This window comes from Sporosarcina highlanderae (genome assembly GCF_030433715.1).
Taxonomy (GTDB): Bacteria; Bacillota; Bacilli; order Bacillales_A; family Planococcaceae; genus Sporosarcina; species Sporosarcina highlanderae.
The window spans coordinates 38979-63943 of the sequence record NZ_JAROCC010000002.1 but is presented as its reverse complement, the minus strand read 5'-3'; the positions used below and the strand labels follow the sequence as shown (position 1 = coordinate 63943).

The 24965-nt window shown below is 43.2% G+C and carries 28 protein-coding genes; 16 read left to right on the top strand and 12 right to left on the bottom strand.

Annotation, left to right across the window (positions count from 1 at the left end):
- The first annotated feature begins 18 nt into the window (after positions 1–18).
- Positions 19–726, top strand: coding sequence for a DsbA family oxidoreductase (locus P5G49_RS02685; RefSeq protein ID WP_301241933.1), 708 nt, complete (start codon positions 19–21; stop codon positions 724–726).
- A gap of 19 nt (positions 727–745) precedes the next feature.
- Here P5G49_RS02685 and P5G49_RS02680 read toward each other — a convergent pair whose 3' ends face one another.
- The 7 genes from P5G49_RS02680 to P5G49_RS02650 are packed head-to-tail and all read right to left on the bottom strand — an operon-like array spanning position 746 to position 6539.
- A complete protein-coding gene (locus tag P5G49_RS02680) occupies positions 746–1132 on the bottom strand; it encodes a Na+/H+ antiporter subunit G (protein ID WP_301241932.1) in 387 nt (128 codons plus the stop codon).
- On the bottom strand, positions 1110–1394 hold the full coding sequence (locus P5G49_RS02675; protein WP_301241931.1) for a Na(+)/H(+) antiporter subunit F1: 285 nt from the start codon (positions 1392–1394) through the stop codon (positions 1110–1112). Before P5G49_RS02675 ends, P5G49_RS02680 begins: the two co-directional genes overlap by 23 nt.
- Complete coding sequence (locus tag P5G49_RS02670) at positions 1391–1873, bottom strand: Na+/H+ antiporter subunit E (protein WP_301241930.1); 483 nt, start codon at positions 1871–1873, stop codon at positions 1391–1393. The genes P5G49_RS02675 and P5G49_RS02670 overlap by 4 nt, the downstream gene beginning before the upstream one ends.
- Positions 1874–1896: 23 nt before the next feature.
- The gene (locus P5G49_RS02665; RefSeq protein WP_301241929.1) at positions 1897–3381 is read right to left on the bottom strand and encodes a Na+/H+ antiporter subunit D; all 1485 of its coding nucleotides are present in this window, start codon (positions 3379–3381) and stop codon (positions 1897–1899) included.
- The gene (locus tag P5G49_RS02660; RefSeq protein WP_301241928.1) at positions 3374–3715 is read right to left on the bottom strand and encodes a Na(+)/H(+) antiporter subunit C; all 342 of its coding nucleotides are present in this window, start codon (positions 3713–3715) and stop codon (positions 3374–3376) included. The genes P5G49_RS02665 and P5G49_RS02660 overlap by 8 nt, the downstream gene beginning before the upstream one ends.
- 3 nt (positions 3716–3718) lie before the next feature.
- Positions 3719–4141 carry a Na(+)/H(+) antiporter subunit B gene (locus P5G49_RS02655; RefSeq protein ID WP_301241927.1) on the bottom strand — a complete coding sequence of 141 codons (423 nt, stop codon included), beginning with the start codon at positions 4139–4141 and terminating at the stop codon, positions 3719–3721.
- Positions 4128–6539 (bottom strand): Na+/H+ antiporter subunit A, encoded by a 2412-nt coding sequence (locus tag P5G49_RS02650; protein ID WP_301241926.1) that lies wholly within the window; start codon positions 6537–6539, stop codon positions 4128–4130. Before P5G49_RS02650 ends, P5G49_RS02655 begins: the two co-directional genes overlap by 14 nt.
- Before the next feature lie 283 nt (positions 6540–6822).
- Between P5G49_RS02650 and P5G49_RS02645 the strand changes: the two genes are divergently transcribed.
- Positions 6823–7497, top strand: a complete 675-nt coding sequence (locus P5G49_RS02645; protein WP_301241925.1) for an adenine nucleotide alpha hydrolase family protein — start codon at positions 6823–6825, stop codon at positions 7495–7497.
- Positions 7498–7701: 204 nt separating this feature from the next.
- Here the strand turns inward: P5G49_RS02645 and murB are convergent, their stop codons facing one another.
- The gene (gene murB, locus P5G49_RS02640) at positions 7702–8616 is read right to left on the bottom strand and encodes a UDP-N-acetylmuramate dehydrogenase (protein WP_301241924.1); all 915 of its coding nucleotides are present in this window, start codon (positions 8614–8616) and stop codon (positions 7702–7704) included.
- Between the two features lie 194 nt (positions 8617–8810).
- On the opposite strand from murB, the gene P5G49_RS02635 reads away from it, so the two are divergent.
- Together P5G49_RS02635 and P5G49_RS02630 are read left to right on the top strand one after the other, a co-directional pair.
- A complete protein-coding gene (locus P5G49_RS02635) occupies positions 8811–11168 on the top strand; it encodes a penicillin acylase family protein (RefSeq protein ID WP_301242273.1) in 2358 nt (785 codons plus the stop codon).
- Positions 11169–11391: 223 nt separating this feature from the next.
- Positions 11392–11919 (top strand): YceI family protein, encoded by a 528-nt coding sequence (locus tag P5G49_RS02630; RefSeq protein WP_301241923.1) that lies wholly within the window; start codon positions 11392–11394, stop codon positions 11917–11919.
- Between the two features lie 122 nt (positions 11920–12041).
- On the opposite strand, the gene P5G49_RS02625 is transcribed toward P5G49_RS02630, so the two are convergent.
- Entirely contained in the window at positions 12042–13106 is a 1065-nt protein-coding gene (locus P5G49_RS02625) for a DmpA family aminopeptidase (RefSeq protein ID WP_301241922.1), read from the bottom strand.
- A 177-nt stretch (positions 13107–13283) separates the two neighbouring features.
- Here P5G49_RS02625 and P5G49_RS02620 point away from each other — a divergent pair, with 177 nt between their 5' ends.
- From P5G49_RS02620 to P5G49_RS02610, 3 genes are read left to right on the top strand one after another with little or no spacing between them, the layout of a single operon-like run.
- The gene (locus tag P5G49_RS02620) at positions 13284–13646 is read left to right on the top strand and encodes an ArsR/SmtB family transcription factor (RefSeq protein ID WP_301242272.1); all 363 of its coding nucleotides are present in this window, start codon (positions 13284–13286) and stop codon (positions 13644–13646) included.
- Complete coding sequence (locus P5G49_RS02615) at positions 13639–15738, top strand: heavy metal translocating P-type ATPase (protein ID WP_435877172.1); 2100 nt, start codon at positions 13639–13641, stop codon at positions 15736–15738. The genes P5G49_RS02620 and P5G49_RS02615 overlap by 8 nt, the downstream gene beginning before the upstream one ends.
- 26 nt (positions 15739–15764) lie before the next feature.
- Positions 15765–16868: a GNAT family N-acetyltransferase gene (locus tag P5G49_RS02610; protein WP_301241921.1), complete on the top strand. Its 1104-nt coding sequence runs from the start codon at positions 15765–15767 to the stop codon at positions 16866–16868.
- A 163-nt stretch (positions 16869–17031) separates the two neighbouring features.
- Here P5G49_RS02610 and P5G49_RS02605 read toward each other — a convergent pair whose 3' ends face one another.
- A complete protein-coding gene (locus tag P5G49_RS02605; RefSeq protein ID WP_301241920.1) occupies positions 17032–17187 on the bottom strand; it encodes a lmo0937 family membrane protein in 156 nt (51 codons plus the stop codon).
- Positions 17188–17321: 134 nt separating this feature from the next.
- Here P5G49_RS02605 and mntR point away from each other — a divergent pair, with 134 nt between their 5' ends.
- The 5 genes from mntR to P5G49_RS02580 all read left to right on the top strand — a co-directional run bounded on the left by mntR (position 17322) and on the right by P5G49_RS02580 (position 20716).
- Positions 17322–17732 carry a transcriptional regulator MntR gene (gene mntR, locus P5G49_RS02600; protein ID WP_301241919.1) on the top strand — a complete coding sequence of 137 codons (411 nt, stop codon included), beginning with the start codon at positions 17322–17324 and terminating at the stop codon, positions 17730–17732.
- Positions 17733–17752: 20 nt separating this feature from the next.
- Positions 17753–18610 (top strand): CvfB family protein, encoded by an 858-nt coding sequence (locus P5G49_RS02595; RefSeq protein ID WP_301241918.1) that lies wholly within the window; start codon positions 17753–17755, stop codon positions 18608–18610.
- 89 nt (positions 18611–18699) lie between these two features.
- Entirely contained in the window at positions 18700–19587 is an 888-nt protein-coding gene (locus tag P5G49_RS02590) for a DUF1002 domain-containing protein (RefSeq protein ID WP_301241917.1), read from the top strand.
- Between the two features lie 45 nt (positions 19588–19632).
- A complete protein-coding gene (locus P5G49_RS02585) occupies positions 19633–19914 on the top strand; it encodes a GNAT family N-acetyltransferase (protein ID WP_301241916.1) in 282 nt (93 codons plus the stop codon).
- 328 nt (positions 19915–20242) lie between these two features.
- Positions 20243–20716: a DUF4064 domain-containing protein gene (locus P5G49_RS02580; RefSeq protein ID WP_301241915.1), complete on the top strand. Its 474-nt coding sequence runs from the start codon at positions 20243–20245 to the stop codon at positions 20714–20716.
- Between the two features lie 47 nt (positions 20717–20763).
- Here the strand turns inward: P5G49_RS02580 and P5G49_RS02575 are convergent, their stop codons facing one another.
- Positions 20764–21264, bottom strand: coding sequence for a GNAT family N-acetyltransferase (locus tag P5G49_RS02575; RefSeq protein WP_301241914.1), 501 nt, complete (start codon positions 21262–21264; stop codon positions 20764–20766).
- A 123-nt stretch (positions 21265–21387) separates the two neighbouring features.
- On the opposite strand from P5G49_RS02575, the gene P5G49_RS02570 reads away from it, so the two are divergent.
- From P5G49_RS02570 to P5G49_RS02555, 4 genes are all read left to right on the top strand, one after another.
- A complete protein-coding gene (locus tag P5G49_RS02570; protein WP_301241913.1) occupies positions 21388–21864 on the top strand; it encodes a GNAT family N-acetyltransferase in 477 nt (158 codons plus the stop codon).
- A gap of 52 nt (positions 21865–21916) precedes the next feature.
- Positions 21917–22270, top strand: coding sequence for a hypothetical protein (locus P5G49_RS02565; protein WP_301241912.1), 354 nt, complete (start codon positions 21917–21919; stop codon positions 22268–22270).
- 172 nt (positions 22271–22442) lie between these two features.
- Positions 22443–23303, top strand: coding sequence for a membrane protein insertase YidC (yidC, locus tag P5G49_RS02560; protein ID WP_301241911.1), 861 nt, complete (start codon positions 22443–22445; stop codon positions 23301–23303).
- 57 nt (positions 23304–23360) lie between these two features.
- The gene (locus P5G49_RS02555) at positions 23361–23606 is read left to right on the top strand and encodes a hypothetical protein (protein ID WP_301241910.1); all 246 of its coding nucleotides are present in this window, start codon (positions 23361–23363) and stop codon (positions 23604–23606) included.
- A 63-nt stretch (positions 23607–23669) separates the two neighbouring features.
- Here the strand turns inward: P5G49_RS02555 and P5G49_RS02550 are convergent, their stop codons facing one another.
- Complete coding sequence (locus P5G49_RS02550; RefSeq protein ID WP_301241909.1) at positions 23670–24824, bottom strand: MFS transporter; 1155 nt, start codon at positions 24822–24824, stop codon at positions 23670–23672.
- Positions 24825–24965: the final 141 nt, after the last annotated feature.

The following is a 24965-nucleotide window of genomic DNA, read 5'->3' as shown; positions in this document are numbered from 1 at the left end:
AGAAAGGTGGTTTAAATCTTGAAGATAGAGATCTGGTCAGATTATGTTTGCCCGTTTTGCTATATAGGAAAACGAAGATTGGAAGAGGCGATAGAGTCTACAAACTTAGGCGGTCAAACTGAAGTGGTGTTCAAAGCGTTTCAATTGGATCCGAATACACCGGAATCAGCAAATGGTTCAGCGGTGGAAGGCTTGATGAAGAAATTCAGAGTCAGTTTAACAGAGGCACGACAAATGATGGAAAATGTTGCGGAACAAGCCGAGACAGTTGGACTGAATTTCGATGTTGACGCAATGAAAGTGGCAAACACGTATAATGCCCACCGCCTAACAAAGTTAGCTGAGCAGGAAGGTAAAGCCACTGCTGTTTCCGAGCGCATATTGGAAGGCCATTTCGTAAAAGGTGAAGCCCTTGGCGATGAGGCTACATTATTGGCAATAGCGGAAGAGATAGGCATTTCAAAAGAACGGGTACAACAGATGCTTGAATCAGATGAGTTTTCCGACGAAGTGAAGAAAGACATTTCCGAAGCAGGGCAAATTGGAGTTCAAGGCGTGCCGTTCTTCGTCATTAACCGGAAATACGCAATTTCGGGAGCCCAGACGACACAAGCTTTCGAAGAAGCGATAAGAAAAGTGGCAGCAGAGGAAGGAATCCAACCGCAATTTAAAGTATTAGGCGGAGAAGGCCAGGGCATTTGCACCGATGATAACTGTAGTAGTTGATATATGAAAAACGACGGTACTAGCTTTTGTCGCTAGAACCGTCGTTTTCTGTTTCATTCGTGTATAAAACTTCATGCAATGCATCTTCCGTCGATATATCCGCAAGCTTCACTTTCGACCGGTACGCAGCCCTTACAAGAAGATGGCCTGCTACCGGAGCAGTAAGAAAGACGAAAACAATACCAAGCAGAACACGAACACTAACAAATTGTTCACGGAACAAAAAATATAAAAAAGTTCCTGAAAGTGTCAGCAAGACAGCAAGCGTCGAGCTCTTTGTCGCCGCGTGTGAGCGCGTATACACATCCGGCAGTCGAATGAGACCGAACACGCTAATGACACTCGCAATTCCGCCCAATAAAATCAATAGAGCCCCTATAAATTCACCCATCACGTTTACGCTCAACGATGACCCCCCTCTCAATCGCTTTCGAAAAGGCGATTGTTCCGATGAAAGAAAGAATCCCTAATATCAAAATGACTTCCAAAAAGGCTTTTGTTTTCAAGATGATTGAGACAACTGCAATCGTGGCAATCAAATTGACACCAATCATATCAAGCGCAAGGACTCGATCGGGCATTGAAGGGCCAAGGATGATCCGAATGATCGCAATGGAAATAGTGATTGAAAATAGGACGAGTGATACCATAAGCATCGTTTCAATCATCGTGTCACCTCCATGATCGCTTTTTCAAAGTTCTTCAGCTGTTTGATCAAACCTGCCTTGGACTCCTCGACATCCATTGCATGGATATACAGCGTATCGCCTTCAGGAGACACTTCCATAACAACGGATCCCGGAGTCAATGTGAGGAGAAGGGACAACATCGTGACCTCTACATCACTTTTAAGGACGGTTTCGTATTTAAAGATGCCTGGCTTTATCTTCAATTTAGGGCTTAAAATCTGTCCTAAGACGACGATACTTGACTGGGTCAATTCAGATATGAAAATGAAAAGTAATTTAATTGTTTTAACTAACCGCCGCAAATAAAATTGTGTGCCGAAAAAACGGTGCATGAAAAAGATAATTCCAATTCCGACAAGGAAACCGGCAAAGAAAGTCGTGAACTTCAATTCATCTTCATCCATCAACGTCATCCACAAAAAAGCGATGAACAGATTCAGTAATAACTGGGCTGGCATCAAACTCCACCTCAACTTTCCGCTTAACGATTTCCTTGTAAGACTGCTTCTATATAAATGTCAGGATTCATAAGTGTACGTGCGGCATCGCTGACATAGGGTACTAGACCCTCGACCCCAATTCCTATTGCAACTGTCATGATTGCTAAGAGGACACAAGGAACGAGCATCCCTTTTTTCAATGGGACATCGTCATCCTCACTGATGATCGTCTCGCCCCAGAAGCAGTTCAGGAAGATTCGCAGTAATGAGTACAGTACGAAAATACCCGACATAAAGGCCACTGCCAATAACAGATAGGAGCCTGTTTCAATTGCCCCTTGTCCTAAGAACACTTTGCTGATGAACCCGCTTAACGGAGGAATACCCGTCAAAGATAGCATCGTGATGAAAAACAGCCAACCAAGCATCGGATAGTTGCGGATTAGACCGCTCATCTCCTCAATCTTGGCTTTCCCTGTCAAATAGATCATCGTTCCTGCAATGAGGAACAGCAAAGCCTTCACAATCATGTCATGTATTAAATAATAGATGGCTCCCTGGAATGCAACTTCAGATGACATCGCAAGACCCGCCAAGATAAAACCGACGGCAATCACTACGTTATACGAAACGATTTTACGAATATCATTATACGCAAGGGCGCCGATACTTCCACCAATCATGGTCAGGATGGCCATGATTCCGATCGCGGTATGCGTAATAGCCGTTTCGTGATAAAAGATGAGTGTGAAAATGCGGAACATCGCATAGATCCCGACTTTAGTGAGCAAGGCGCCAAATAATGCCGCAACGACAGTCGGCGGAGCGCTGTAAGAGCCTGGCAGCCAAAAATAAAGAAGGAGTCCGGCCTTCAAGCTGAATACAATCAGGAACATCAAGCTAATGACTGTTAATAGCGGCCCTTGTCCAACTTCTGCAACTCTGACAGATAAATGGGCCATATTCAACGTCCCGACAGTTCCGTATAAATACGCAATCCCAATTAAAAAGAACCACGAGGAAAGGACATTAATCGTCACATATTTGATCGATTCGACTAACTGAATCCTCCTGCCCCCCATTGTGATAAGTACATAAGAGGAAAGCAGCATGACTTCAAAACAGACAAACATATTGAACAGATCACCTGTCAGGAAGGAGCCGTTGACTCCGGCAACAAGGAAAAAAATGAATGGATAAAAAAACATGTTTTCATGCTGTTTCCCGATGGATGAAAAAGCGTAAATGAGGAGAATACCTGTCACGATCGACGTCGTTACAACAAGCAGCATGGAAAATGAATCCGCTACAAATAAAATTCCATATGGCGGCAGCCATCCTCCGAAATCAAGTCGCAAAATTCCTTCATGCTGAATTCTGTTTAAAATAACTAAGCTGACTGCAATTGTAGCAATACTTGACAAAATGCTTAAGATACGTTGTGAATTCACGCGCGTTCGCAAGAATATCAAGATGATTCCCGTCATTAAAGGAATGATCATCGGCATAACTATAATATTATTCATCATCAAACCCTCTCAATGCATAGAGGTCGTCAGTCCCCGTCTTTTTATATGTACGATACGCCAACACTAACAAAAATGCCGTCACGGCAAAACTGATCACAATCGCCGTTAGAATAAGAGCTTGCGGCAAAGCATCCACATAGCTTGCTGCATTCTCGCCTAACAATGGAGCGCTTCCTTTTTTCAATCCGCTGCCCATCGTCATTAAAAGCAGATGCGCGGCATGTGATAAGACAGCAGACCCTAAGATGACACGGATCAGATTACGGGACAGTAGCAAATAGACAGCTACTGTCACAAGTAGGCCGACTAGTACTGTAATTAATGTTTCCATCTGCTACACATCCTCACTTATCGTTAAAATAATCGTCACGACAACGCCGACTACAGTCAATGCAACCCCTGCTTCGAACAGGACGACTGTTGACAGTTCAGTAACTCCGAATATCGGCAAATCGAAATGGCCGAAAGCTTGGGTCAGAAAATTCTCACCGAATAGGACGGAACCAACGCCCGAACCGACTGCAAGAAACACCCCGATAGCTGCAATCTTTTTGAAGTCGAACGGGATACCCTTACGAACGGTTTCGATATCATTCACTAAGTAAAGTAAAACAAATGCGGAGGAGAGGACGAGACCGCCGATGAAGCCGCCGCCAGGATTGTTATGACCCGACAGAAAAAGCTCAACGCCGAACGTCAATATGATGAACACGACGATTCTCGTCACTGTTTTCAAAATGACATCATTGATCTTCAATATCCTGTTCCTCCTTTTTAGACTTTAATTTAATGAGTGTGAATACGCCGATTCCGGCAATGAAAAGAACGACGACTTCAAGCATCGTGTCAAACGCGCGAAAATCTCCCAAAATCGTATTGACAATGTTTTTACCCCCGGCGAGGCGATAAGAATCCTCGAAATATACTGAAATTGATTCGAACATCTTATTGCCTTGCACGGCAAGGCCTAAAACTGTCACAACTATTCCAGCTGAAATTGCGATGATGCCATTGAAGATTTTCGTCTTCTTACCTGAACGTTCTTTCTTCCACTCAGGTAAGAAGTAGAAACAAAGAAGGAACAGGGCAGTTGTCACCGTTTCAACGATGGTTTGAGTCAAGGCCAGATCCGGGGCACGGAAGACGACGAAGAGAAGGGCAATCGAATAACCAAGAACACCATTTAATATGATTGCTGTCATTCTGGACTTTACGAAGATCATCGCGAGTCCGGCACCAGCCATTGCGAGCACAATTAGAAATTCATTTATTGCAATTGAACTGTCATCAGAGAAGTCGAACGAATAGGATCCAGTAAATAGGATCGAACCTCCTACTGCGATGATGAAGAATACGAAAATATAGACGAGATAGTCTTTCAAATAGCCTTTCATATATAGCCGCGTCAGGAAATGGGATCCGTTTTCAAGCCATGTCAAACCGGCGTTAAATGCAGTATCTAAATTCCATTTCAACGGGGCAATTGTATAGATGCCTCTCCAATATCGCATGAATCTATATAGGATCGTACCAAGAACTACGACACCAATCGTCATCCATAAGGCCGGATTGAATCCATGCCATGCCTTAATATGTGGTGTCAGACGTTCAGCTCCCGCGAAAGTTGGGTAAATTGCTATCATCGCAGGACGCAACAGGTAGTTTCCTACAACATTTGGGAAGAAAAAGATGACGATGACTAATGTTGCCAAAATGGATGGAGCAATGAGCATTCCCTTAGATGCTTCGTTGATTGGCTTCTCAACACGCTCTTGGTGGAATTCCCCGAAAAACGTTTGGAAAACAATGATCATGCTATAGACAAATGTAAATACACTTGCAATCCATGCCGCTACAAGGACCAGCGTACCTATCGAATTTGTAGTAAAAACTTCAAGGTTTCGAGCATTCAATAACGCTTCAAAGAACATTTCTTTACTCAGGAAACCATTGAAAGGGGGGAGACCTGCCATCGAGAAGCTTCCGATTAGAGCGATAGTGAACGTCACAGGCATGAATGCCATGAGTCCGCCTAACCTCCGTATATCACGAGTACCTAACTCATGGTCAACGATACCAATGACCATGAAGAGTGCCCCTTTGAATGTGGAATGGTTAACAAGATGGAATAATGCCGCGAATGTCGCTTGCGTATAGATGACCGAATCCGTGCTATATCCTTGCTGCAGTGCCACTGATCCGAGGCCGAATAAGCTCATGACTAAGCCTAATTGGCTAATTGTTGAATAAGCGAGTAACGCTTTCAAATCGGTCTGCTTCACTGCGTTCAGTGAACCTAATAATAATGTGAAGACCCCAACGCCGCTTACTGCGTAGAGCCATACTGTCTCACCTCCGAAAATGGGAGTGAAACGAGCAACCAAGTAAATGCCCGCCTTTACCATCGTGGCTGAGTGCAAATAGGCACTGACCGGTGTTGGTGCTTCCATCGCATCTGGCAACCAAATATGAAACGGAAATTGTGCAGACTTTGTAAATGCGCCCAATAATACTAACAGCATAGCGAATATAAAAAGAGGCTCGTCCGTATATTGTCCGATAGTCGCCACTATTTCACGTACACTGAAAGACCCAGTCATGGACTGTAACATGATGAATCCTGCAAGCATCGCAATACCGCCCGATACTGTGATGAGCATGGATTTCTGAGCACCATACCTTGACTTTTTTCGGTGATACCAAAAGGCGATTAATAGGAAGGATGAAATACTCGTCAATTCCCAAAAGACATAGAGTACCATAAGGTTGTCTGACAAAACGACTCCAAGCATGGCGCCCATAAATAGTAAGAGATACACGTAAAAGCGCCCTAATGATTCACGTTCGGACAAATAGTATATAGAGTAAAGGATGACCAAACTGCCGACACCTGTAATAAGAAGGCCGAATATTAAACTAAGTCCATCTAAATACGTAGTAAAATGGATTCCGACAGACTCGACCCACCGAATCGTATGTATATACGTACTTCCATTTGCTATGGAAGGAATATAGCTTGCAAGAAAAACGAATAGCGCGATTGGAACGATAATGACAAACCAGCCGATATGCCGGCTTTTAATCCGTTGATAAATTAATGGGATGAAAATCGCTGCTAAAAAGGGGATGAATATGGATAATGTAATCGTCAACAACAGAAAACCTCCTAGGGGACAACCGCTGATTTAGGTTAAACAGGGTTTTCAACTTCCTATGTAAATTTTTTCTTAATTATCGAGGATAGACTTGACTACTTGCAAAACTGGGGACATAATAAGTAGCTACAAGTTCATATTTGAATTATACACTAAAGTTTTTATAATCGCCGATGATGCGATTATAACTTGTCAGTCTACCGAGACTCATGTATAATGTTGTGGTTTTCATATTTAGATTCGTTTTACGAAACGAAAATAATTGTAAGAGGTGACTACGGTCATGGGCAAAGTAAAAGGACGTATGGACGAAAGCATTCTTGTTTGTGTCTACTACGGTCCAAATGGTGAACGTCTCATTAGACGTGGGCATAAAATGGCATCCATCATGGATTGTCCACTATATATTTTAACGATTGACCCATTGCCATTCGATGAATTTGACGCCGAAAAATCCGACTATATCCAAAGATGGCAAGAACTTGCTGATGAGCTTGATGTTGAAGAGTTTATCATTCTGGATAATGAGAAACGACCAGTTGCAAAGGCGATCAAAGAAGTAGCTCACAAACATAATATTACGCAAATTATTATCGGTCAAACTGCTCAAAGCAGATGGGAAGAAATCACAAAGGGTTCATTTATGAACGTGCTTTTAAGAGAAATAACATTTGTTGATTTCCATGTTGTATCCGTCGACCGTGCCATCAAAGATGAAATTGAGGGCATGTTTGAAAAAGGCGTACGGGCTTACTTAGTCGAAGAAGGCGAAGGCTTTCAAATCAGTTTTACGCACTCCAAAGAGGCGCGTTTCGAAGGAATCTTCTTCAAAGAAATCGGAACGGATTTCAATAATGGGATCTTCAAATTTATGAATAATAATAAAATGTGCCAAGTGCAGATTACAGATGACAGTGTCACCGAAGCAACTCAATTTGTCTGCAAAACGGAACAATGATAGAAAACAGCGAACTTAAATATAAGCGGATGGCCGGTTCAAGGTCATCCGCTTTTTAATATGTTTAAGGGTCCTACGTTTTTGTTATCATCCAGCTACGGGCGGCAGCGAACGTCGCCACGAAGAGCGGCGTTTGCGAGTAAAAGCGAAGCGTTACGAGCACATCGTTACCGTAACTGTACCAGCTAACCGCCGCCCTCCGCTTTAGGTTTCTTCTCCAACTATTTTAACTTCGAGCTCCAACTCCACGTCGAACTGCTTCTTTACTTCAGACCTTACCATATTGATCGTGGCGATGTAATCGGATGCGGTTGCACGGTTTTTATTTATAATGAAACCCGCATGCTTCGTTGACACTTCTGCACCGCCGCAACCCTTTCCCTGCAATCCGCAATCTTGGATCAATTTACCTGCAAAGTAGCCTGGTGGCCTTTTGAATACACTTCCTGCAGAAGGGAATTCCAATGGTTGCTTGGATTCACGTTGGTATGTCAAGTCCGCCACTTTCGCACGAATCGCTTCCTGGTCACCTTCCGCCAATGTGAAATCTGCAGATAATACATAGTAGCCCTCAGCCGCAATAATGCTCTTCCGGTAGCCAAGCTCCAATTCATCCTTGGATAAAACAAGCCGCTCCCCGGATTTCGTTAAGACGGTACATTGCAAGATGATATCTTTGATCTCCCCGCCGTAGGCACCTGCATTCATAGCCATTGCCCCGCCGATTGAACCAGGGATTCCACAAGCGAATTCAAGTCCAGTCAATGATTCTTCAGTTGCCCGCTTTGATACATCAATGATAAGAGCTCCAGCTTCCGCATGGATTCGGTTTCCATCCACTTGAATTCCGTCCAATTTGGATAAATGAAGAACGATCCCCCGGACTCCACCGTCCCGAACGACCATATTCGACCCGTTACCTAATAATAAAAGCGGAATTTCTTTTTCGTATGCATAACGCACAATTGCTTCCGTTTCTTCGATTGTTCCCGGAATGGCGAGTATATCCGCAACGCCGCCAAGTTTTGTCATTGTATATTTATTTAATGGTTCATCTATTAGTATAATGCCCTCTGTAATTAATCCACGTAATTCCTCAAACCACTGATGCTTTGACATCAACATCCAATCCCTTCAATTCTAATGCTTTAAAACTTACTTCCCGATGAAAAATATAGGCTTCACCATTATATAAGTATGCTGGGTATTGGTTGTTTTGACAAGAAATAATAATCGAGTTCTCTTAAAAAAGGAAATGAATGTCTGTTCATCGAATAATATAGCGGGAGGGATGAAATGTGAAAAAGAAAAGAATGGGGACGTGGACAAAGGTATTGTTATCCGCCATTGTCGGGCTAATTGCAATACTGATTGTCGGGCTGATTGGCATCAATATGTACATAGGTAAATCGAAGCCCATTATTGATGGGGAAGTTAGCGTTAATTTTTTAGAGAAAGATGTTGAAGTCGTAAGGGATGCAAATGGTGTGCCTCATATTAAGGCGGATTCGGACGCTGATATGTATCGGGCCCAAGGCTATGTTCAGGCGCAGGATCGTTTATTCCAAATGGATTTGGCACGGAGGCAGGCAAGCGGACGGTTAGCTGAAGTAGTTGGTGCGGCGGCTGTTGACACGGATAAGACATTCCGTACATTCAGTTTGCGCAATGCTGCGGAAGCATCTTATGACGGATATGGTGAGGAAGCGAAGAAGGTTTTAGGGTGGTTCGCGGAGGGGGTCAATGCTTATATCGAGCAGGCGAAGGAAGAAGGGAAGCTGCCTTATGAGTTCAAGGTTTTGGCCTATGAACCGGAACTTTGGACACCAATCGACTCACTGACAATCGGAAAGTATATGGCCTACGACTTGGGGGGGAACTGGGATAGCCTTGCGGTCAGACATTGGGCTCTGAACAATTTTCCAGAGGAAAAGGCACGTGAATTATTCGTAAGCTATCCGGAAAACGCACCTTCAATTATTGAAGCGAATTTGAAAACACCTGTAGAAGTGGCAGGCCGCTTCAATCCAGATTTGGTACCGCATGAATTCAATGGCAGTAATAACTGGGTCGTTTCGGGCGATAAAACGGCATCAGGTAAGCCGCTTTTAGCGGATGATCCACATCTTGGGTTGAATACGCCATCCATCTGGTATCAAATGCATTTGCAGTCACCCGAACAAAATGTCAGTGGGGTTATTTTCGCAGGCGTTCCGGGTATCATCCTTGGCCATAACGAGAATATCGCATGGGGTGTTACGAATGTCGGACCGGACGTGCAGGATTTATACATCGAAATTCCGAATCCGGAAGACCCTACTCAATTCCGCTATGACGGAAAGTGGGAGCAGGCTGAGGTGAGAGATGAGACAATTAAAGTCAAAGGAGAAGAAGATGTCCCGTTTGAAGTGATCGTCACAAGACATGGACCTATCATGTCGAATATTTTGTACAAATCGGAGGATCCAGGTGCGTTATTCTCCATGCAGTGGACGGCACTTGAACCGACGAAAGAACTTGAGGCGATCATGCGAATGAATAAAGCCGCTGATTGGAAAACGTTTGAAGCGGCTTTAGAAGACTTCCACGCACCCGCACAAAACTTTGTGTTTGCCGCGAAGGATGGCACAATTGCTTATAAGGCAAACGGCCGGATTCCGATTCGTAAAAAAGGGGATGCGCAACTGCCGGTACCCGGCGATTCATCCGAATATGGATGGGTGGGATACGTCCCTTATGACGAACTTCCGAGGGTCGTCAATCCGAAGGAAGGCTTCATCGCCACTGCAAACAATGAAGTCGTGGATAACACGTACCCATACCATATAACGAAATTCTGGTCACAACCTTATCGATATATGAGAATTGCTGAAGTGTTAAGTGATGGAGGTAACTTCACGGCACAAGACATGATGGATTTGCAAATGGATCAAGTAAATCTGTACGCGCGGGAGTTTTTGCAAGACTTGATTGGCTCTATAAAGGTTATGGATAGTGAAGGGGACTATATCGATGTTATCGAGATGCTTGAAGAGTGGAATCAGGTTGATTCATTAAATGTAGGGGCGCCTCTCGTTTTCCATAAGTTAATGAAGCAATTGCCGAAAACGATGTTTAGCGGTGAAATGCCTGAGGATGTCTATAAACTCATGCCAGGAAAAGGCCAGATTGTGGACCAAATGTTGAGGGATGCATATAGTGGGAAGTCCGGGGTTTGGGTAACCAACTACGGCGGTGTTAACAAATGGGTCTATGATTCATTTGGAATAGTCATTGAAGAAATTGAAAAGCAGTTTGGAAATGATCCGACGAAATGGAAGTGGGGGGATTTCCACCAATTGGCCTTCCCGCATTCCCTATCGGCAGCCTCACCGATTTTCGCCTATTTCCTGAATCCGGATAAACAGGCAATTGGCGGCTCGAACGTAACTGTGCAGGCAGCGGCATTCAAAGATGATGGAACTGTCAATCACGGTGCATCATGGCGTTTCGTGGCGGACTTATCAGATCTATCGACAGCTCACCACATTGTCGGACCTGGTCAAAGCGGACATATGAAATCGAAATGGTTCCACGACCAAGCCAAGGATTGGGCAAAAGGCATTTATCATGAAACCGTCTTAGACGGTGAAATTGGAAAAGGCCATACATTGAAATTGAAAGCGAAGTAATAAATGAGACGCTCTTGTAAAAAGGGCGTCTCATTTAGGTTTTATCAGCTACGATTAAAAATGCTACTAACTATTCAACCAAACTATCTTGACTTCGAGATAATTTAGCGTTACTATGAATATACACCTTGAATTCGAGGTATTAGTATGACGATCTTGGTTGGAGTAGGGAATAAGGAAATTTAGTATATATAATCTAAAAATAGAAAGGTTGGATTTGACAATGGCAACATGGAAAGTAGACGCATCACATACGAGTGTAGGTTTTTCGGTAAAACATATGATGGTTTCAAAAGTAAAAGGCAGCTTTTCGGGAGTAGAGGGTACAATTGAAGGGGACATAGAAGACTTGACTGGAGCTTCAATTAGTTTCACAATCGATGCTTCAACTATTAATACAAATAGCGTTGATCGTGACAATCACTTACGTTCAGCTGACTTTTTTGACGTAGAAAACTTCCCTTCTATCACTTTTGTTTCTACAGACATCGTGAAAAAAGGTGAAGGCGAATACGATATCACTGGTGATTTGACGATGAGAGGCGTATCTAAGAAAGTTACGTTGGAGGCAGAGTACGAAGGAACTGGGGTAAATCCTTGGGGTGTACAGGTAGCAGCCTTTGAAGTGGAAGGTAAAGTTTCACGTAAAGAATTCGAACTAACTTGGAACCAAGCACTTGAAGCAGGCGGAGTTCTTGTCGGCGACGACATCAAAATTTCAATTGATCTTCAAGCAAATCCAGCACAATAAATAAAAAACGCCATGCATGAATGAAAATTCAAGCGTGGCGTTTTGCTTTTTGGGGGGGAATTCCAAAATAGCTCATCGCTTATTAATATGGCTTGACTATAACTTTTTAAACACAACGCAATTTATTTATTTTGTATTGCACCTGATTCCACATCAAATAGCCAGCGCTCAACAACACGGCCCTTTCTGCCAACTGTCGTTTGTGCATGGATCATTGATTGATAAACCGCTTCTTCCGTTGCCTCGATGGCTGCTTTGAAAAGTTTGTTCATGATTGGAGCGTCATCGCGCAAAACAGTATAGTTATTCGTAACGTCTTCACTTTTATGCGGAATTGTGTAGGCGTTGGAAAAAGCAATTATAATGTCACCGCTTCCGTTATGTACAGTAGAGCCGGTTCTGCCAAGGCCGATAGAAGCACGTTTCGCGAGTCTCTTCAATTGCCTGTCATTCAGGGGAGCATCCGTCGCAACAATTATCATGATGGAGCCATCTGGTTTTTCATGCTCCATTTCTTCCGATATCTTCAACGGCCTTGAAGCTGATTTAATTTCCGTTGAATTTCTTGCAAGCCATTCATCAATCCTGCACTCATCAGCCCTTCCGAAGTTGGTCAAAGTCAGCACACCGACCGTGAGTACTTCTTCACCTTCGTTGGGAACGGTCCGTGAAGAGGAACCGATTCCACCTTTCCTGCCAAAACAGACCATTCCTTTCCCTGCACCTACAGCCCCTTGTTCAAAAGGGCCTTCCTCTGCGTTACGGATGGCTTCAATGGCATGGTTTGCTCGAACCTTCAACTCTCGCATGGAATTCAAATAGCTGTCATTGCATTCACCTACAACGATGTTCAAGGAACTCGTGGAGTCGCCGATTGCAGGGTTTTCTGCAAGCATATGTTGCAAAGTCCCCTCAAGCACAGCCCCTACGCTAAATGTATTTGATAGCATAATAGGGGATTCAATAACACCTAATTCCTCTACTTGGATAAGTCCTACTGATTTTCCGAACCCGTTCAAGACAAAACTTGCAGCCGGAACCTTTTCTTCGAATAAATTCCTATCATGCGGTAATAGGGCGGTTACGCCTGTACAAGCACTTCCCATACCGCTTTCATCATATAAGGTTACATGGCCGACTTTCACCCCGGGTACATCTGTTATGGCATTCCATTTTCCACGTTGCAATTCAATCTACTCCTTTCCTTACGACCTATAACTTCAATAAAAAATCCGATAATCCTTTATTTTCAACATGAAAAATTCATTCAAATACCTGTTTGAATATCCTTGCTTTCGGGAAATGAGTTGCATATACTGAACTTACAATCAAACGACTATTTGAATGAGGTGAATACGGTGAAGTTGAAGGATACATGCGAAATAACAGTTGTCCATGAAGATATCGTAGAACAAGTGCAAAAAAACTTGCCGGATGTCAGTGGAATGGTCCAAATATTCAAGGCGCTTGCTGATGAAACAAGGTTGAAAATCGCTTATGCATTAACATTGGAAGAAGCAATGTGCGTTTGTGACGTGGCGGCTGTCATTGGCGCTTCCAACGCCACTGCCTCACATCACCTTCGCTACTTACGAGAACAAGCCCTTGCGAAATCAGAGCGAAAAGGGAAAATGGTCTATTACTCACTATCGGATTCCCATGTGTTCGATCTTGTGAGAATCACCCATGAGCACGCTAATGAAGGGAAGGGAACTGAACATGGCTGAAAAGACAGAGTATAGACTCGAGAATCTTACATGCGCAAACTGCGCGATGAAGTTTGAAAATAATGTAAAAAACATCCCGTCCGTATCGGAAGCGACCGTTAACTTCGGAGCGTCAAAACTATCTTTTACGGGGGCCGCGACAGTGGAAGAGCTTCAAGCCGCGGGAGCATTCGACGGCATTAAAGTAGTACCGGTGGAGAAAAGGAATCCGGATCCAAAGATCCCGTTTTTCAAAAGAAAAGAGAATATCGTCACTCTTCTTGCCTTCATATTTGTCATAGCGGGTCTTTACTTCACTCACCGCAGTATACCGAATTTAACTGTTGCCACTGGTCTATTCGCTGCAGCCATTTTAGTCGGTGGTCTCGGCATGTTTATAACGGGAATAAAAAACCTTGTGAGATTTGACTTTGACATGAAAACGTTAATGACCATCGCGATAATTGGTGCAGCCATCATCGGAGAGTGGCAGGAAGCGGCGGTTGTCGTCTTTTTATTCGCAGTTAGTGAGGCGCTTGAAGCATACTCCATGAATAAGGCACGACAATCAATTCGTCAGCTGATGGACATCGCACCACCGTCCGCCGCTGTAAGTCGAAATGGAATTGTTCAGGAATTAGCGACCGAAGATATCCAAATCGGAGACATCCTCCTTGTGAAGCCCGGGCAAAAGATTGCAATGGACGGTATTGTTTTGAGTGGGCAATCGACTGTCAATCAAGCACCAATCACCGGTGAATCGGTTCCGGTCTTGAAGAAAAAGGACGATGAAGTTTTTGCAGGGACATTGAATGAAGAAGGGGCACTTGAGGTGACGGTGACGAAGCTTGTCGGAGATACGACAATTGCTAAAATCATTCATCTCGTCGAAGAAGCCCAAGCTGAAAAAGCCCCTTCCCAGAAATTCGTTGATAAATTTGCAAAGTATTATACGCCGATCATAATCATAATTGCGATTTTGGTCGCCATCGTTCCCCCCCTTTTCGGAGGGGAATGGCACACGTGGATTTATCAAGGGCTTGCGGTCCTTGTAGTCGGATGTCCATGTGCGCTCGTTGTATCAACCCCGGTAGCGATTGTAACGGCAATCGGTAACGCCGCCCGTCAAGGTGTATTGATAAAAGGCGGTGTTCATCTTGAAGAAATGGGTCGCATCAACGCCGTTGCCTTCGATAAGACGGGAACGTTGACGAAAGGATATCCAGAAGTGACGGATTTTATTACGGATAAAGCGGCCCGTGAAAATATTCTTGAAGCGGTGGCAGCAGTCGAATCGATGTCTCAGCACCCGTTGGCAAGAGCAATTGTTACTTACTCCGCAAGTAAAGGTGTTCAAAAAGCTGAAATGGCAAACTTCCAATCGGTCACTGGTAAAGGGGCATACGGAGAAGTAGGTGGGTCCCTTGTACATGTCGGAAGCCTGCATTGGGCGTTGGAACTGGCTGAAATTCCATTAGAAATGAAGCAACGCGCGGAAACGTTGCAAAAAGAGGGAAAGTCTGTAATGGCGGTACTTATGGATAAGACTTTTCAGGCACTTGTGGCGGTCACCGATCCACTTAGGGAAGAAAGTAAAGATGTTCTTGCCCAATTGCACGACATCGGTATCCGTCACACAGTAATGCTGACTGGAGACGACCGACATACGGCTGAGGCAATTGCATCCACTGCGGGAGTGACAGATGTGCGTGCTAACCTGATGCCTGAAGACAAATTGACAGCCATAAATGAATTGACTGGCGAATATGGTCGGGTTGCAATGGTCGGGGATGGGATAAATGATGCACCGGCGCTCGCAGCTTCATCAATCGGAATTGCGATGGGGGGAGCCGGGACGGATGCTGCGCTTGAAACCGCAGATATCGCATTAATGGCAGATGACCTAAGACAATTGCCATATACAATGAAATTAAGCCGAAAAACGTTGCAGATTATTAAAGAAAATATTATGTTTGCATTAGGGTTGAAAATTGTAGCGCTGCTTTTGATCATTCCAGGATGGTTGACACTATGGATTGCGATCTTCGCGGATATGGGTGCGACACTATTAGTCGTATTGAATTCCTTGCGATTAATGCGGATTCATAGATGATAACGCAGCCCGAACGGGGGATTTAAATGAAATTACGTGAGTGGACAATGGAAGAACAGGAACAGCTTATCCATTTTTTAACGACGAACACATGGCCTTTTCATGGGAATGCACATCCTGAACGCGAACTAATTGAGAAGACGATTGAAGAGGGCGGTTATGAATCGGATGAAGTGAAAACGTTCTGGGTGCAAAACGAAGAAGAAGACATCGTCGGAATCGTCAAGATCTACGATTTGCAGGATGAGATTCCGCTTTTCGATTTGCGAATTGCGGACCGATATAGAGGATTCGGCTACGGGCCGAAAGCACTTCGGCTCATTACGGAATTCGTATTCGGCTTACCTGAGGAAAAAATCAGGTTGGAAGGTCATACAAGGCAGGACAATTTGGCGATGCGGAAAACATTTGAACGAGCTGGCTTCGTAAAAGAGGCTCATCTGCGTAATGCTTGGTTCTCGCCAAAAGAAAAATCGTATTATGATGCTGTAACATACGGAATGACGCGTGAGGATTTCATAGCAGGAACAACAACACCGGTCATGTGGGAAGATGAAAAGCAACCGAAAAAGACAAAACGCATTCCGAACTTACCGAGTGAAATTGAATCAGAACGCCTTCTGATCCGCATGCCTGAAGTTGAGGATGCGCTGGATTTGTGGAATGCAAAACGCAATTCGCGCGCATCCTTAAAAGAATGGATGCCATGGGCGCAAGAGGAAGCGGAACTTCATTCGACAGAAGAAAATCTTCGCCAGGCAATTGCCGATTTCATAACAAGAAAGGATTTGCGTCTGCATATCTTTTTAAAAGAGACTGGAGAATTCATCGGATCGACTGGTCTTCATCGGATCAATTGGTCCATTCCGAAATTCGAAATCGGTTACTGGCTCGATTCGAAATTCGAAGGACGTGGGCTTATGACTGAAGCAGTCGAACGCTTAACTCGTTTTGCATTTGAAGAGTTGGGTGCCCGCCGTGTTGAAATCCGGTGCGATGAAGAGAATGTTAAAAGTCGGTCAGTCGCAGTCCGAACTGGATATGAACTGGAAGGGATATTGAAGTCCGATTCTTTATCCGCCAACGGTGAGCAATTACGGAATACATGCATCTACGCAAAGGTACAATAAATAGGGATTCTATTACAAATAAGAAAGGGTGCCGAGAACGGCACCCTTTCTCCCGCATTGACTGGCTGTAAGATCCCCTTGGGAATCAACAGCCAGTAAATGCCCGATCGGTTCAACTAACAATCAGTGGGAAGTTCGCCCACTGATTGAAGTTTCACCTTATTTAAACCGATCGTCGCCCGGTCAACAATTGGACAACAAAGATGATACCTGCAATGACTAATAGGAGGTGGATAAGTCCGCCGCCAATTTTCATCACGAACCCAAGTAGCCAGAAAGCAACTAAAGCAACTATAACAAACCAAAGTATTTTACCCATATAATTCACTCCTTTGAAGTGGTATAGTGAATTTACCCATTGAATGGAAAATGTAAACCGTCTGTCGTATATTTGGGGACTATGACGGTTCAGTGCCCTGAGAAAGGGGAATGTACATACTGGAGGTGGAACGTTTGGCAACACCAAGTATGGAGGATTATATTGAACAGATCTATTTGCAGATTGAAGCCAAGGGGGAAGCGCGTGTAACTGACATTGCGGAAGCCTTAGCGGTACTGCCTTCATCCGTAACTAAAATGGCCCAGCGGCTCGATCGCGAAGGATACGTTATCTATGAACGTTACAGAGGCCTTGAACTGACAGAAAAAGGGCTTGCGTTCGGGAAGAAGCTTGTACGAAGGCACGACCTCCTTGAACAATTTCTTAGAATAATCGGCGTTGAAGAGCATAATATTTACGGTGATGTGGAAGGTATCGAGCATCATTTGAGTTGGAATGCGATGGATCGTATAACGGATCTTGTTGAAGCGATGGAAGACGATAAAGAATTTGTACGAAAACTAAAAGAGAGACAAGAATTTTGACGGAAGAGGTAGATGTACACATGACAGAACTAAAACCGGGCTATCTTGCTCAGTTGACTGTAAGAGGACAGGAAGGATCCAGATGGGTATTGGATGGCGGGGAGCAGGACATTTTAGTCAATGCATCCGAATTCGAAGTAACGCCTGAAATCGGAGAGGCGATAGAAGTTTTCCTTTATATGAATAGACGCGGTGAATTAGCGGCTACAGTGCATATTCCAAATATGACGATTGGTACATTTGGCTGGGGTCGTGTCATTCGGATTGATGAAAAAGAAGGTGCTTACGTAGACATCGGCTCGTCATTCGAAGTGCTTGTGAATAAAGCGGATTTGCCAAGGGTGAAAGCGCTGTGGCCTCAAACGGATGATGAACTGTTCATGACATTGCGAACAGACTTGGGTGGCAATATCTTTGCTCGCCTTGCTACGGAGGAAAGGGTGCTCGAGTTGATAGATGTTGCACCGAAGGATTTATTCAACAAAAATTTGAAAGCAAGGGCATATCGGTTATTGCCGGTAGGTTCATTCTTTTTAAGCATTCCGGAAAACTACAGGATTTTCGTCCATCATACAGAACGGGAGCAGGAACCCCGCCTCGGTGAAGAAGTTGAAATCCGGATAATTGACGTGCGAGAAGATGGTACGTTGAATGGTTCATTGCTTCCACGAAAAGAAGAGCGTCTCGGCGATGATGCAGAGACGGTGTATCAGTATCTTACAGACGTGGGAGGGAGAATGCCTTTCTCGGATAAATCCACTCCTGAGGAAATCAGTGAAATGTTCGGTCTGAGTAAGGCGGCATTCAAGCGTGCCCTTGGAAAGTTGATGAAAGAGGGCAAAGTTACACAAAGTGACGGCTGGACATCTGTGAAATAAGAAAGGTCAAGGGAACCTTGGGTTTAGCCTGTATGGGAACTTTTCAGGTTTGCCGGCGTACTACTTCATAAGATGAGGAGGGGTAAATTATGAAGAAAATGTTGGTGGCAATGTGCACATTATTGCTCGTTACCTGTGGATTACAGCCGACGCTAGCAAAAGCCGATACGGCTATCGATGAAAAGTTAGGACTGCCAATCGTTGTATTGGGCGCTAATCTGACAGATGCAGAAAAGGAAAGTGTTAAAGAAAGCCTGAAAGTCGAAAAAGATGCTGAGGTCGAAGAGATAACAGTCGATGGAAACGACCTTGTGAAGTATATAAAAGATGGCAATAGCCAGGCAAGAATGTATTCATCCGCTAAAATTACAAGATTGGACAAAGGGAAAGGTCTTGTTATCAAGATTGTTACTCCTGACAATATTACACAAGTCACAAATAGCATGTATGCAACCGCTATGCTGACAGCAGGAATTGAAGATGCAATTGTGGAAGTGGCGTCTCCAAAACCTGTAACCGGTCATTCAGCCTTAGTGGGGATTTATAAAGCATATGAAGTTTCTGGTGAAACGCTTGATACAGAACGAACGGATGTTGCGAATGACGAATTGAACTTAGCAACAAAGTTCGCGAAGGACTCCGGAATCGATGAGGATAAAGTGGCTGAATTATTGACCGAAATCAAGAAAGCGATTGCGGACAATAAACCGAATACGAAAGAAGAAGTCGAGAAAATCGTAAACGAACAACTGAAGAAAATGAATATCAATTTAAGTGAAGCGGATCGTCAAATGCTGATTGAATTGATGGATCGTATTCGAGGTTTGAATATCGATTTCGGGAAGTTGTCTGATCAATTATCCGAGATGGCGACAACAATTAAAGAGAAATTCGGGGAAATCGATCCGGGTTTCTGGGAGAAAGTGAAGCGGTTTTTTGAGAATCTAATTGACTCCATCAAGGCATGGTTCAAGTAAGAATGACCTGAAATATGGTAATATACTGTAAAAGGAGAGGATTTCATGGATTTTGAATTTGTAGAGCTTGGTGGAGACGCATTTGCGTTCCAAAACAAACAAGATGGCAAGATGCTTGCTGAAATAACATGGACACTTCTTGCGGATGTAATGGTCATGGATCATACGTATGTTTCTGAAAGCCTGCGGGGACAAGGGGTAGCGAAGAAATTGCTTGATCGTGCCGCAGTGTACGCGCGTGATAAAGGATATAAAATGGAAGCGGTCTGCTCATATGTTGTCACAGCGTTTGAGCGGTATAAGGAATATGATGACGTTAAAGCTTAACCAAAAGTAAAAGGCAATCCCATGATACAAGGGATTGCCTTTTAGTATGCGATTAAAGCCCCCACGCCAAAGTCACGACATAGACGATTCCAGTTAATGCAGATGCACCTGCGACGGTATAAAGCATGTCCGTCGAGGTGAACATTATTTTTTTACCCATTTTCATGCTCTCCTTTCGCTTCCGGATAGTTCATATTACAGTTAGATTACCCGCCTGTAATAATTTGAAACTTCTTGAAACGGATTTCGAGAAATAAAAATGAAACTATTGGTTTTTGTCTTCGTATACTTGTTAAGATAGAAAAAAAGAAAAAGAGAGGTGCTTTCTTTGAAACGCACAGCGGAAAAAGTTTTATCTATTATTGCTGTCATATTGACGGCAATAGGAACAATTACGGGATTCTTGGTTATGGCAGTATTTAATCTGCTTAAAAATGACCCGATTTTTAAAGAGCAAATTGAAATGGATTTATTGGCAAACCCTGAATTATCCCCGGCGGATGTTGACTTGGTTATGTCCATATTAGCTTCAGCGGGGGGGTTCCTTTGGATACTAATCATCTTTTCAATTATTAGTATTGTATTGAATATCATTGGTATCGTGAATATCTGGAAAGACAAAAATGCTAAACTTGCGGGAATCATGTTCATCATCGCGGGCATATTGGCAGGAATCCTAACTTTACCTTCAATCCTACTTTATATCGCTGGTATTCTTTGCTTTACAAAAAAACCGCCACTACAAGATGATCTGCAATATGCTGATCAATCTTACGACAGTGACGGAATGAGATCATTATAACGAATGAAAGACGCTTTCCCGATTATGTCAGGGAATAGCGTCTTTTTTCAGTAGGCAAGTGCAGGTTTATGAATATAATAGACATACTGGGCAGTTTCAACAGGATGACCCTCAAATGTCTCCTCAAAGACATCAAGCAATTGAAAACCTTGTTTTTCATAAAATGCTCGTCCCGCTGTATTTCTGCTATCGACATAAACAAATAGCTGTTTTGCGCCTTCGAGCAAACAAATTGTATGGTCAATAAGCTTTTTTCCATAGCCTGAATGCTGGTAGGTTGGCAATATATACATGGCTGTCAACTCGGAATCGCCATCCTCATCCTTTTTCGTGAAATTTAAAAAGCCGATTGGCGTACCTTTTTCACATTCAGCAACAAGCATATGTGTTTTTTCCATGCGTTTCATCATCATGGCATCGGAATAGGAGCGATTGATAAAAGCTGTTTGAATGTCCTCAGGAATGATTCCCGCATATGTATCATTCCATGTAACGTGGGCAATGTGTTGTATATATCTAATATCTTTGACAGTCATAGATCTGATCATGATGAATCACCTCTGCAATCTTCCTTTTGTTATTATAATAGCAAAATCTTTGACATTAAACTATGTTTGTAATCATAATGAAATATTAAAAACGAAATTATCTAAAAAGTGAGTGAAAATTGCATGAATCAACATCTTGAATGGACAACATCGGAATTTTATCAGCTTGGTGGCATTGACGTTTATGAGATGTTAGCGTTAAGGGTAGCGGTATTCGTCGTCGAACAGAATTGTCCCTACCAAGAAGTCGATGGGCATGATGAAACGGCATTACATGTATTCGGCAAAGATGAAAAAGGAATCGCAGCTTATGCACGGCTGCTCCCGGCCGGTGAAAAATATGACTGCCCGTCCATCGGGAGGGTCATTATCAGATCAGATTATAGAGGGAAGGGAGTCGGTCATGACTTAATTGAAAAATGCGTTAGTTTAATTGATGAAAAATGGAAACCTAAGCAAATTAAACTGCAAGCGCAGGCCCACTTGGAGTCATTTTACGCAACGCATGGTTTTAAGGCGGAAAGTGAGCCGTATGATGAGGATGGGATACCTCATATCGATATGATCCGTCTAAGTGGAAGTTTCCAAATATCCAGATAGGGTATACTACATGTATAAAACTATTTCTTAAATTAATGGAGGAATGATATGTATGGCGCGTAAACGTGGAAATGGATTACTTCTTGCTACATTGGCGGCAGGGGCATACGCATATTTCAGTAAAAAGGAAAATCGTGACAAAGCAATGGTCGCGGTCAATAATATGAAAACAAAAGTCGATTCCTTCATGACTTCACAAAAACTGAACCGCTGCGATGATACGAAAGTGGGCCACTCAGATCCATACGACTTACAGGATAACAAAATGGTAAGCGAAGGTGCACAAACAAGTGTTCATTATTATAATCAAGAAGTTGAAGACAAAACGGAGGGTATGGACGGTCTTTACCACAAAAAAGAAATTCCAAGCCAAGCACCGCAAAATAACGAACAAAAAAGTGAATGACATAAACGCTTCCGCAACAACGGAAGCGTTTTTTAAGTGAATTTATCCCGATCAGAATAGGAATGGTATGTCATGAAAACGATAAATCCACACAATCGACGAACATTGATTGTATTTACGTAGTGAATTGATGTATACTTTTCAGTAGTTTGAAATAGTGAAGGTGAATCTATTGAAGAAAAAACTTGGCTTATTCACGATATTGATGACCGCCGCGGTCTTCCTCAGCGGTTGTTCAGGAGTGCAGAACAAAGAAGGTACATTCTATAATATTTTCGTAAAACCGATGGAATGGTTGCTCCATTACCTTGGTGAAACATTTAACGGAAGTTACGGTTTGGCAATCATTTTGATAACCGTTGCAATTCGGTTGGTCCTCATGCCGCTTATGTTGAAAAACTATAAGGCGCAACAGGAAATGAAAATCAAAATGGATGCCCTTCGCCCAGAAATGGCAGATATCCAAAAACGGATTAAAGAAGCAAAGGACAAGCAAGACAAAGAAGAGCAGATGAAGCTACAACAGGAAATGATGGGCTTGTACTCAAAGCATGGTGTCAATCCGTTGAACATGGGCTGTCTACCATTAATTATCCAAATGCCAATCATCATGGGCCTTTACTTCGCGATTCTGTATGCACCACCGGAAGTAAAAGAACACCAATTCCTTTGGTTCAACTTAGGCGAGCCGGACCGCATCATGATGCTTGTCGCGGGTGCAGTCTACTTTGTCCAAGCACGCGTATCCTTATGGACAATGCCTGAACAGCAAAAGCAACAAATGAAGTTATTCATCTACATGTCACCAATCATGATTATGTTCATCTCCTTCTCGGTCATGGCTGCATTGCCACTGTACTGGGCGGTCGGGGGTCTACTGCTTATTTTCCAAACCTATTTAGGACGCAAGTTTTATTATAAGGAAGTTCAACCGGCGGTTTTAGCTGATAAGCAAACAGATCAAAAGGATGAAAAAAAAGTTGAACAAAAACCCGAAAAGAAAGCTGATAAAAAAACCGACAAGAAAGATTGAACAAAGGTATATTAGGGGCCGGAGAGTAATCTCTGGCCTTTTTTGGAGGGAATTTATATGAATCAAAAGAAAGTGTACTTCATAGGCATCACCTTGATAGCTTTGGTGACTCTGTTCTTCGTCATAATAGGAAAGTTGGATTACGCAATCCTTATGATGATGGCTCTCTTCACGTTGACAAATGCCTCAAGGGCCAAATCATTCAAGGAACAAGGCCACGAACGCGAATCCAAATGGATGCGCTACCTATCCATCCTATTTGCAATTGCATTTGTTGTCGTTTTCATCCTTGTTTTCTTTTGATAAGATAAATGACGTAAAAAAACGCTCTTTGGAAACTGAATGTTTCCGAAGAACGTCGTTTATTTAATAAGCTAACTTCTTTCGTGTCATCAATACAATAATAATTGCTGGCACAGAACAGACGGTCATTCCTAAAAACGCTGTGCCCGGCGAGATTTCGTAAAGGAAGCCAGCAGGGAACGTCAAAATCGCCGTACTCAAGCTCATTGCAAATGCTGCGTAAAAACCTTGCGCTGCAGCAATCTGGGAATGCGGCAACTTTTTTGAAATGTATTGAATGAAGGCATAGTGGGCAATCCCGAATGAAGCGGCATGCAACATTTGCGTTCCCATGAACATGCCCGCGGTCGGGACAAGGAATACAAGCACCCAACGAATCGTTGACCCGATTGCTGCGACAAGGAACATCGTTGATATCCTTGTTTTTGATAAAAAACGATCTGCCTGAGTGAAAAACAGGATTTCAAACAAAACTGCAATATTCAAAATGATTCCGATATAGAAACCATTGACATTCAAATCGTCAAGGTAAAGGAATCCATAGTTATAATAAGAGGCATGGGCTCCTTGTAAAAGGATAGCAAGCATCATGATAACAGGGAAGCCCTTCGTTGCGAATAACGCTTTCACCCCTGTTTTATCTACAGAAGAATTACTGCGATCAGGAATGCTTTGTAAGATACCGGGACCAGGTCGAGAGAAAAAGAAAACAGCAATTCCTAATCCGATGATCATGAGATAGAGGATGGCTTGTTCATTCCAAAGAGCTGTCGCCGTTCCAACAATAAGAAGTGCAACTGTGTAACCGACTGACCCAAATGAACGGCTTTTTCCATAATGGACGTGTTCCTTTTGCATAAGAACGGAAGCACCGCTTTCAACAGCAGGTAGAATGATAGGGTATACAGCACTGAATAGCACAGTTATGATGAATAATACAATGAACGACGAATCAGGAATATAAAGGATCAATAATAAAAGCGATAAAATAGATGTCCATTTAATGACTTGGATATACGATTTCCTTGCCGTCAGGTAGGGAAACACAAGAAAATTTGAGAATGAGCGGGCGATCATCCCGGCACCCATTATAATACTTGCTGTGGAGACAGAGAGACCTTTTTCGATTGTCAACCAACCGGTCCAATAGGGAAGAAATATGCCCCATGTAAAGAAAAACGTCAAAAAGCTGATAGAAAGCCATCGTTGATTATTCATGTCGGATCCTCACAATCACATTTACACATTTGAAAATAAATGATAGCATACACAGACTGGAAATAACATACTGACATTCTTGTAATGCAAGTCATTTTATAATAAAACGTTACGAGACACCTATAGTAGAAGGAAGGCCAA

Coding starts and splice junctions, on each gene's coding strand:
- P5G49_RS02675 (WP_301241931.1), bottom strand. CDS start 1,394: ATGATTGAAACGATGCTTATGGTATCACTCGTCCTATTTTCAATCACT.
- P5G49_RS02670 (WP_301241930.1), bottom strand. CDS start 1,873: ATGCCAGCCCAGTTATTACTGAATCTGTTCATCGCTTTTTTGTGGATG.
- P5G49_RS02665 (WP_301241929.1), bottom strand. CDS start 3,381: ATGAATAATATTATAGTTATGCCGATGATCATTCCTTTAATGACGGGA.
- P5G49_RS02660 (WP_301241928.1), bottom strand. CDS start 3,715: ATGGAAACATTAATTACAGTACTAGTCGGCCTACTTGTGACAGTAGCT.
- P5G49_RS02645 (WP_301241925.1), top strand. CDS start 6,823: ATGGGCAAAGTAAAAGGACGTATGGACGAAAGCATTCTTGTTTGTGTC.
- murB (WP_301241924.1), bottom strand. CDS start 8,616: ATGTCAAAGCATCAGTGGTTTGAGGAATTACGTGGATTAATTACAGAG.
- P5G49_RS02635 (WP_301242273.1), top strand. CDS start 8,811: ATGGGGACGTGGACAAAGGTATTGTTATCCGCCATTGTCGGGCTAATT.
- P5G49_RS02630 (WP_301241923.1), top strand. CDS start 11,392: ATGGCAACATGGAAAGTAGACGCATCACATACGAGTGTAGGTTTTTCG.
- P5G49_RS02615 (WP_435877172.1), top strand. CDS start 13,639: ATGGCTGAAAAGACAGAGTATAGACTCGAGAATCTTACATGCGCAAAC.
- P5G49_RS02610 (WP_301241921.1), top strand. CDS start 15,765: ATGAAATTACGTGAGTGGACAATGGAAGAACAGGAACAGCTTATCCAT.
- P5G49_RS02605 (WP_301241920.1), bottom strand. CDS start 17,187: ATGGGTAAAATACTTTGGTTTGTTATAGTTGCTTTAGTTGCTTTCTGG.
- P5G49_RS02595 (WP_301241918.1), top strand. CDS start 17,753: ATGACAGAACTAAAACCGGGCTATCTTGCTCAGTTGACTGTAAGAGGA.
- P5G49_RS02590 (WP_301241917.1), top strand. CDS start 18,700: ATGAAGAAAATGTTGGTGGCAATGTGCACATTATTGCTCGTTACCTGT.
- P5G49_RS02585 (WP_301241916.1), top strand. CDS start 19,633: ATGGATTTTGAATTTGTAGAGCTTGGTGGAGACGCATTTGCGTTCCAA.
- P5G49_RS02575 (WP_301241914.1), bottom strand. CDS start 21,264: ATGATCAGATCTATGACTGTCAAAGATATTAGATATATACAACACATT.
- P5G49_RS02570 (WP_301241913.1), top strand. CDS start 21,388: ATGAATCAACATCTTGAATGGACAACATCGGAATTTTATCAGCTTGGT.
- P5G49_RS02565 (WP_301241912.1), top strand. CDS start 21,917: ATGGCGCGTAAACGTGGAAATGGATTACTTCTTGCTACATTGGCGGCA.
- P5G49_RS02555 (WP_301241910.1), top strand. CDS start 23,361: ATGAATCAAAAGAAAGTGTACTTCATAGGCATCACCTTGATAGCTTTG.
- P5G49_RS02550 (WP_301241909.1), bottom strand. CDS start 24,824: ATGAATAATCAACGATGGCTTTCTATCAGCTTTTTGACGTTTTTCTTT.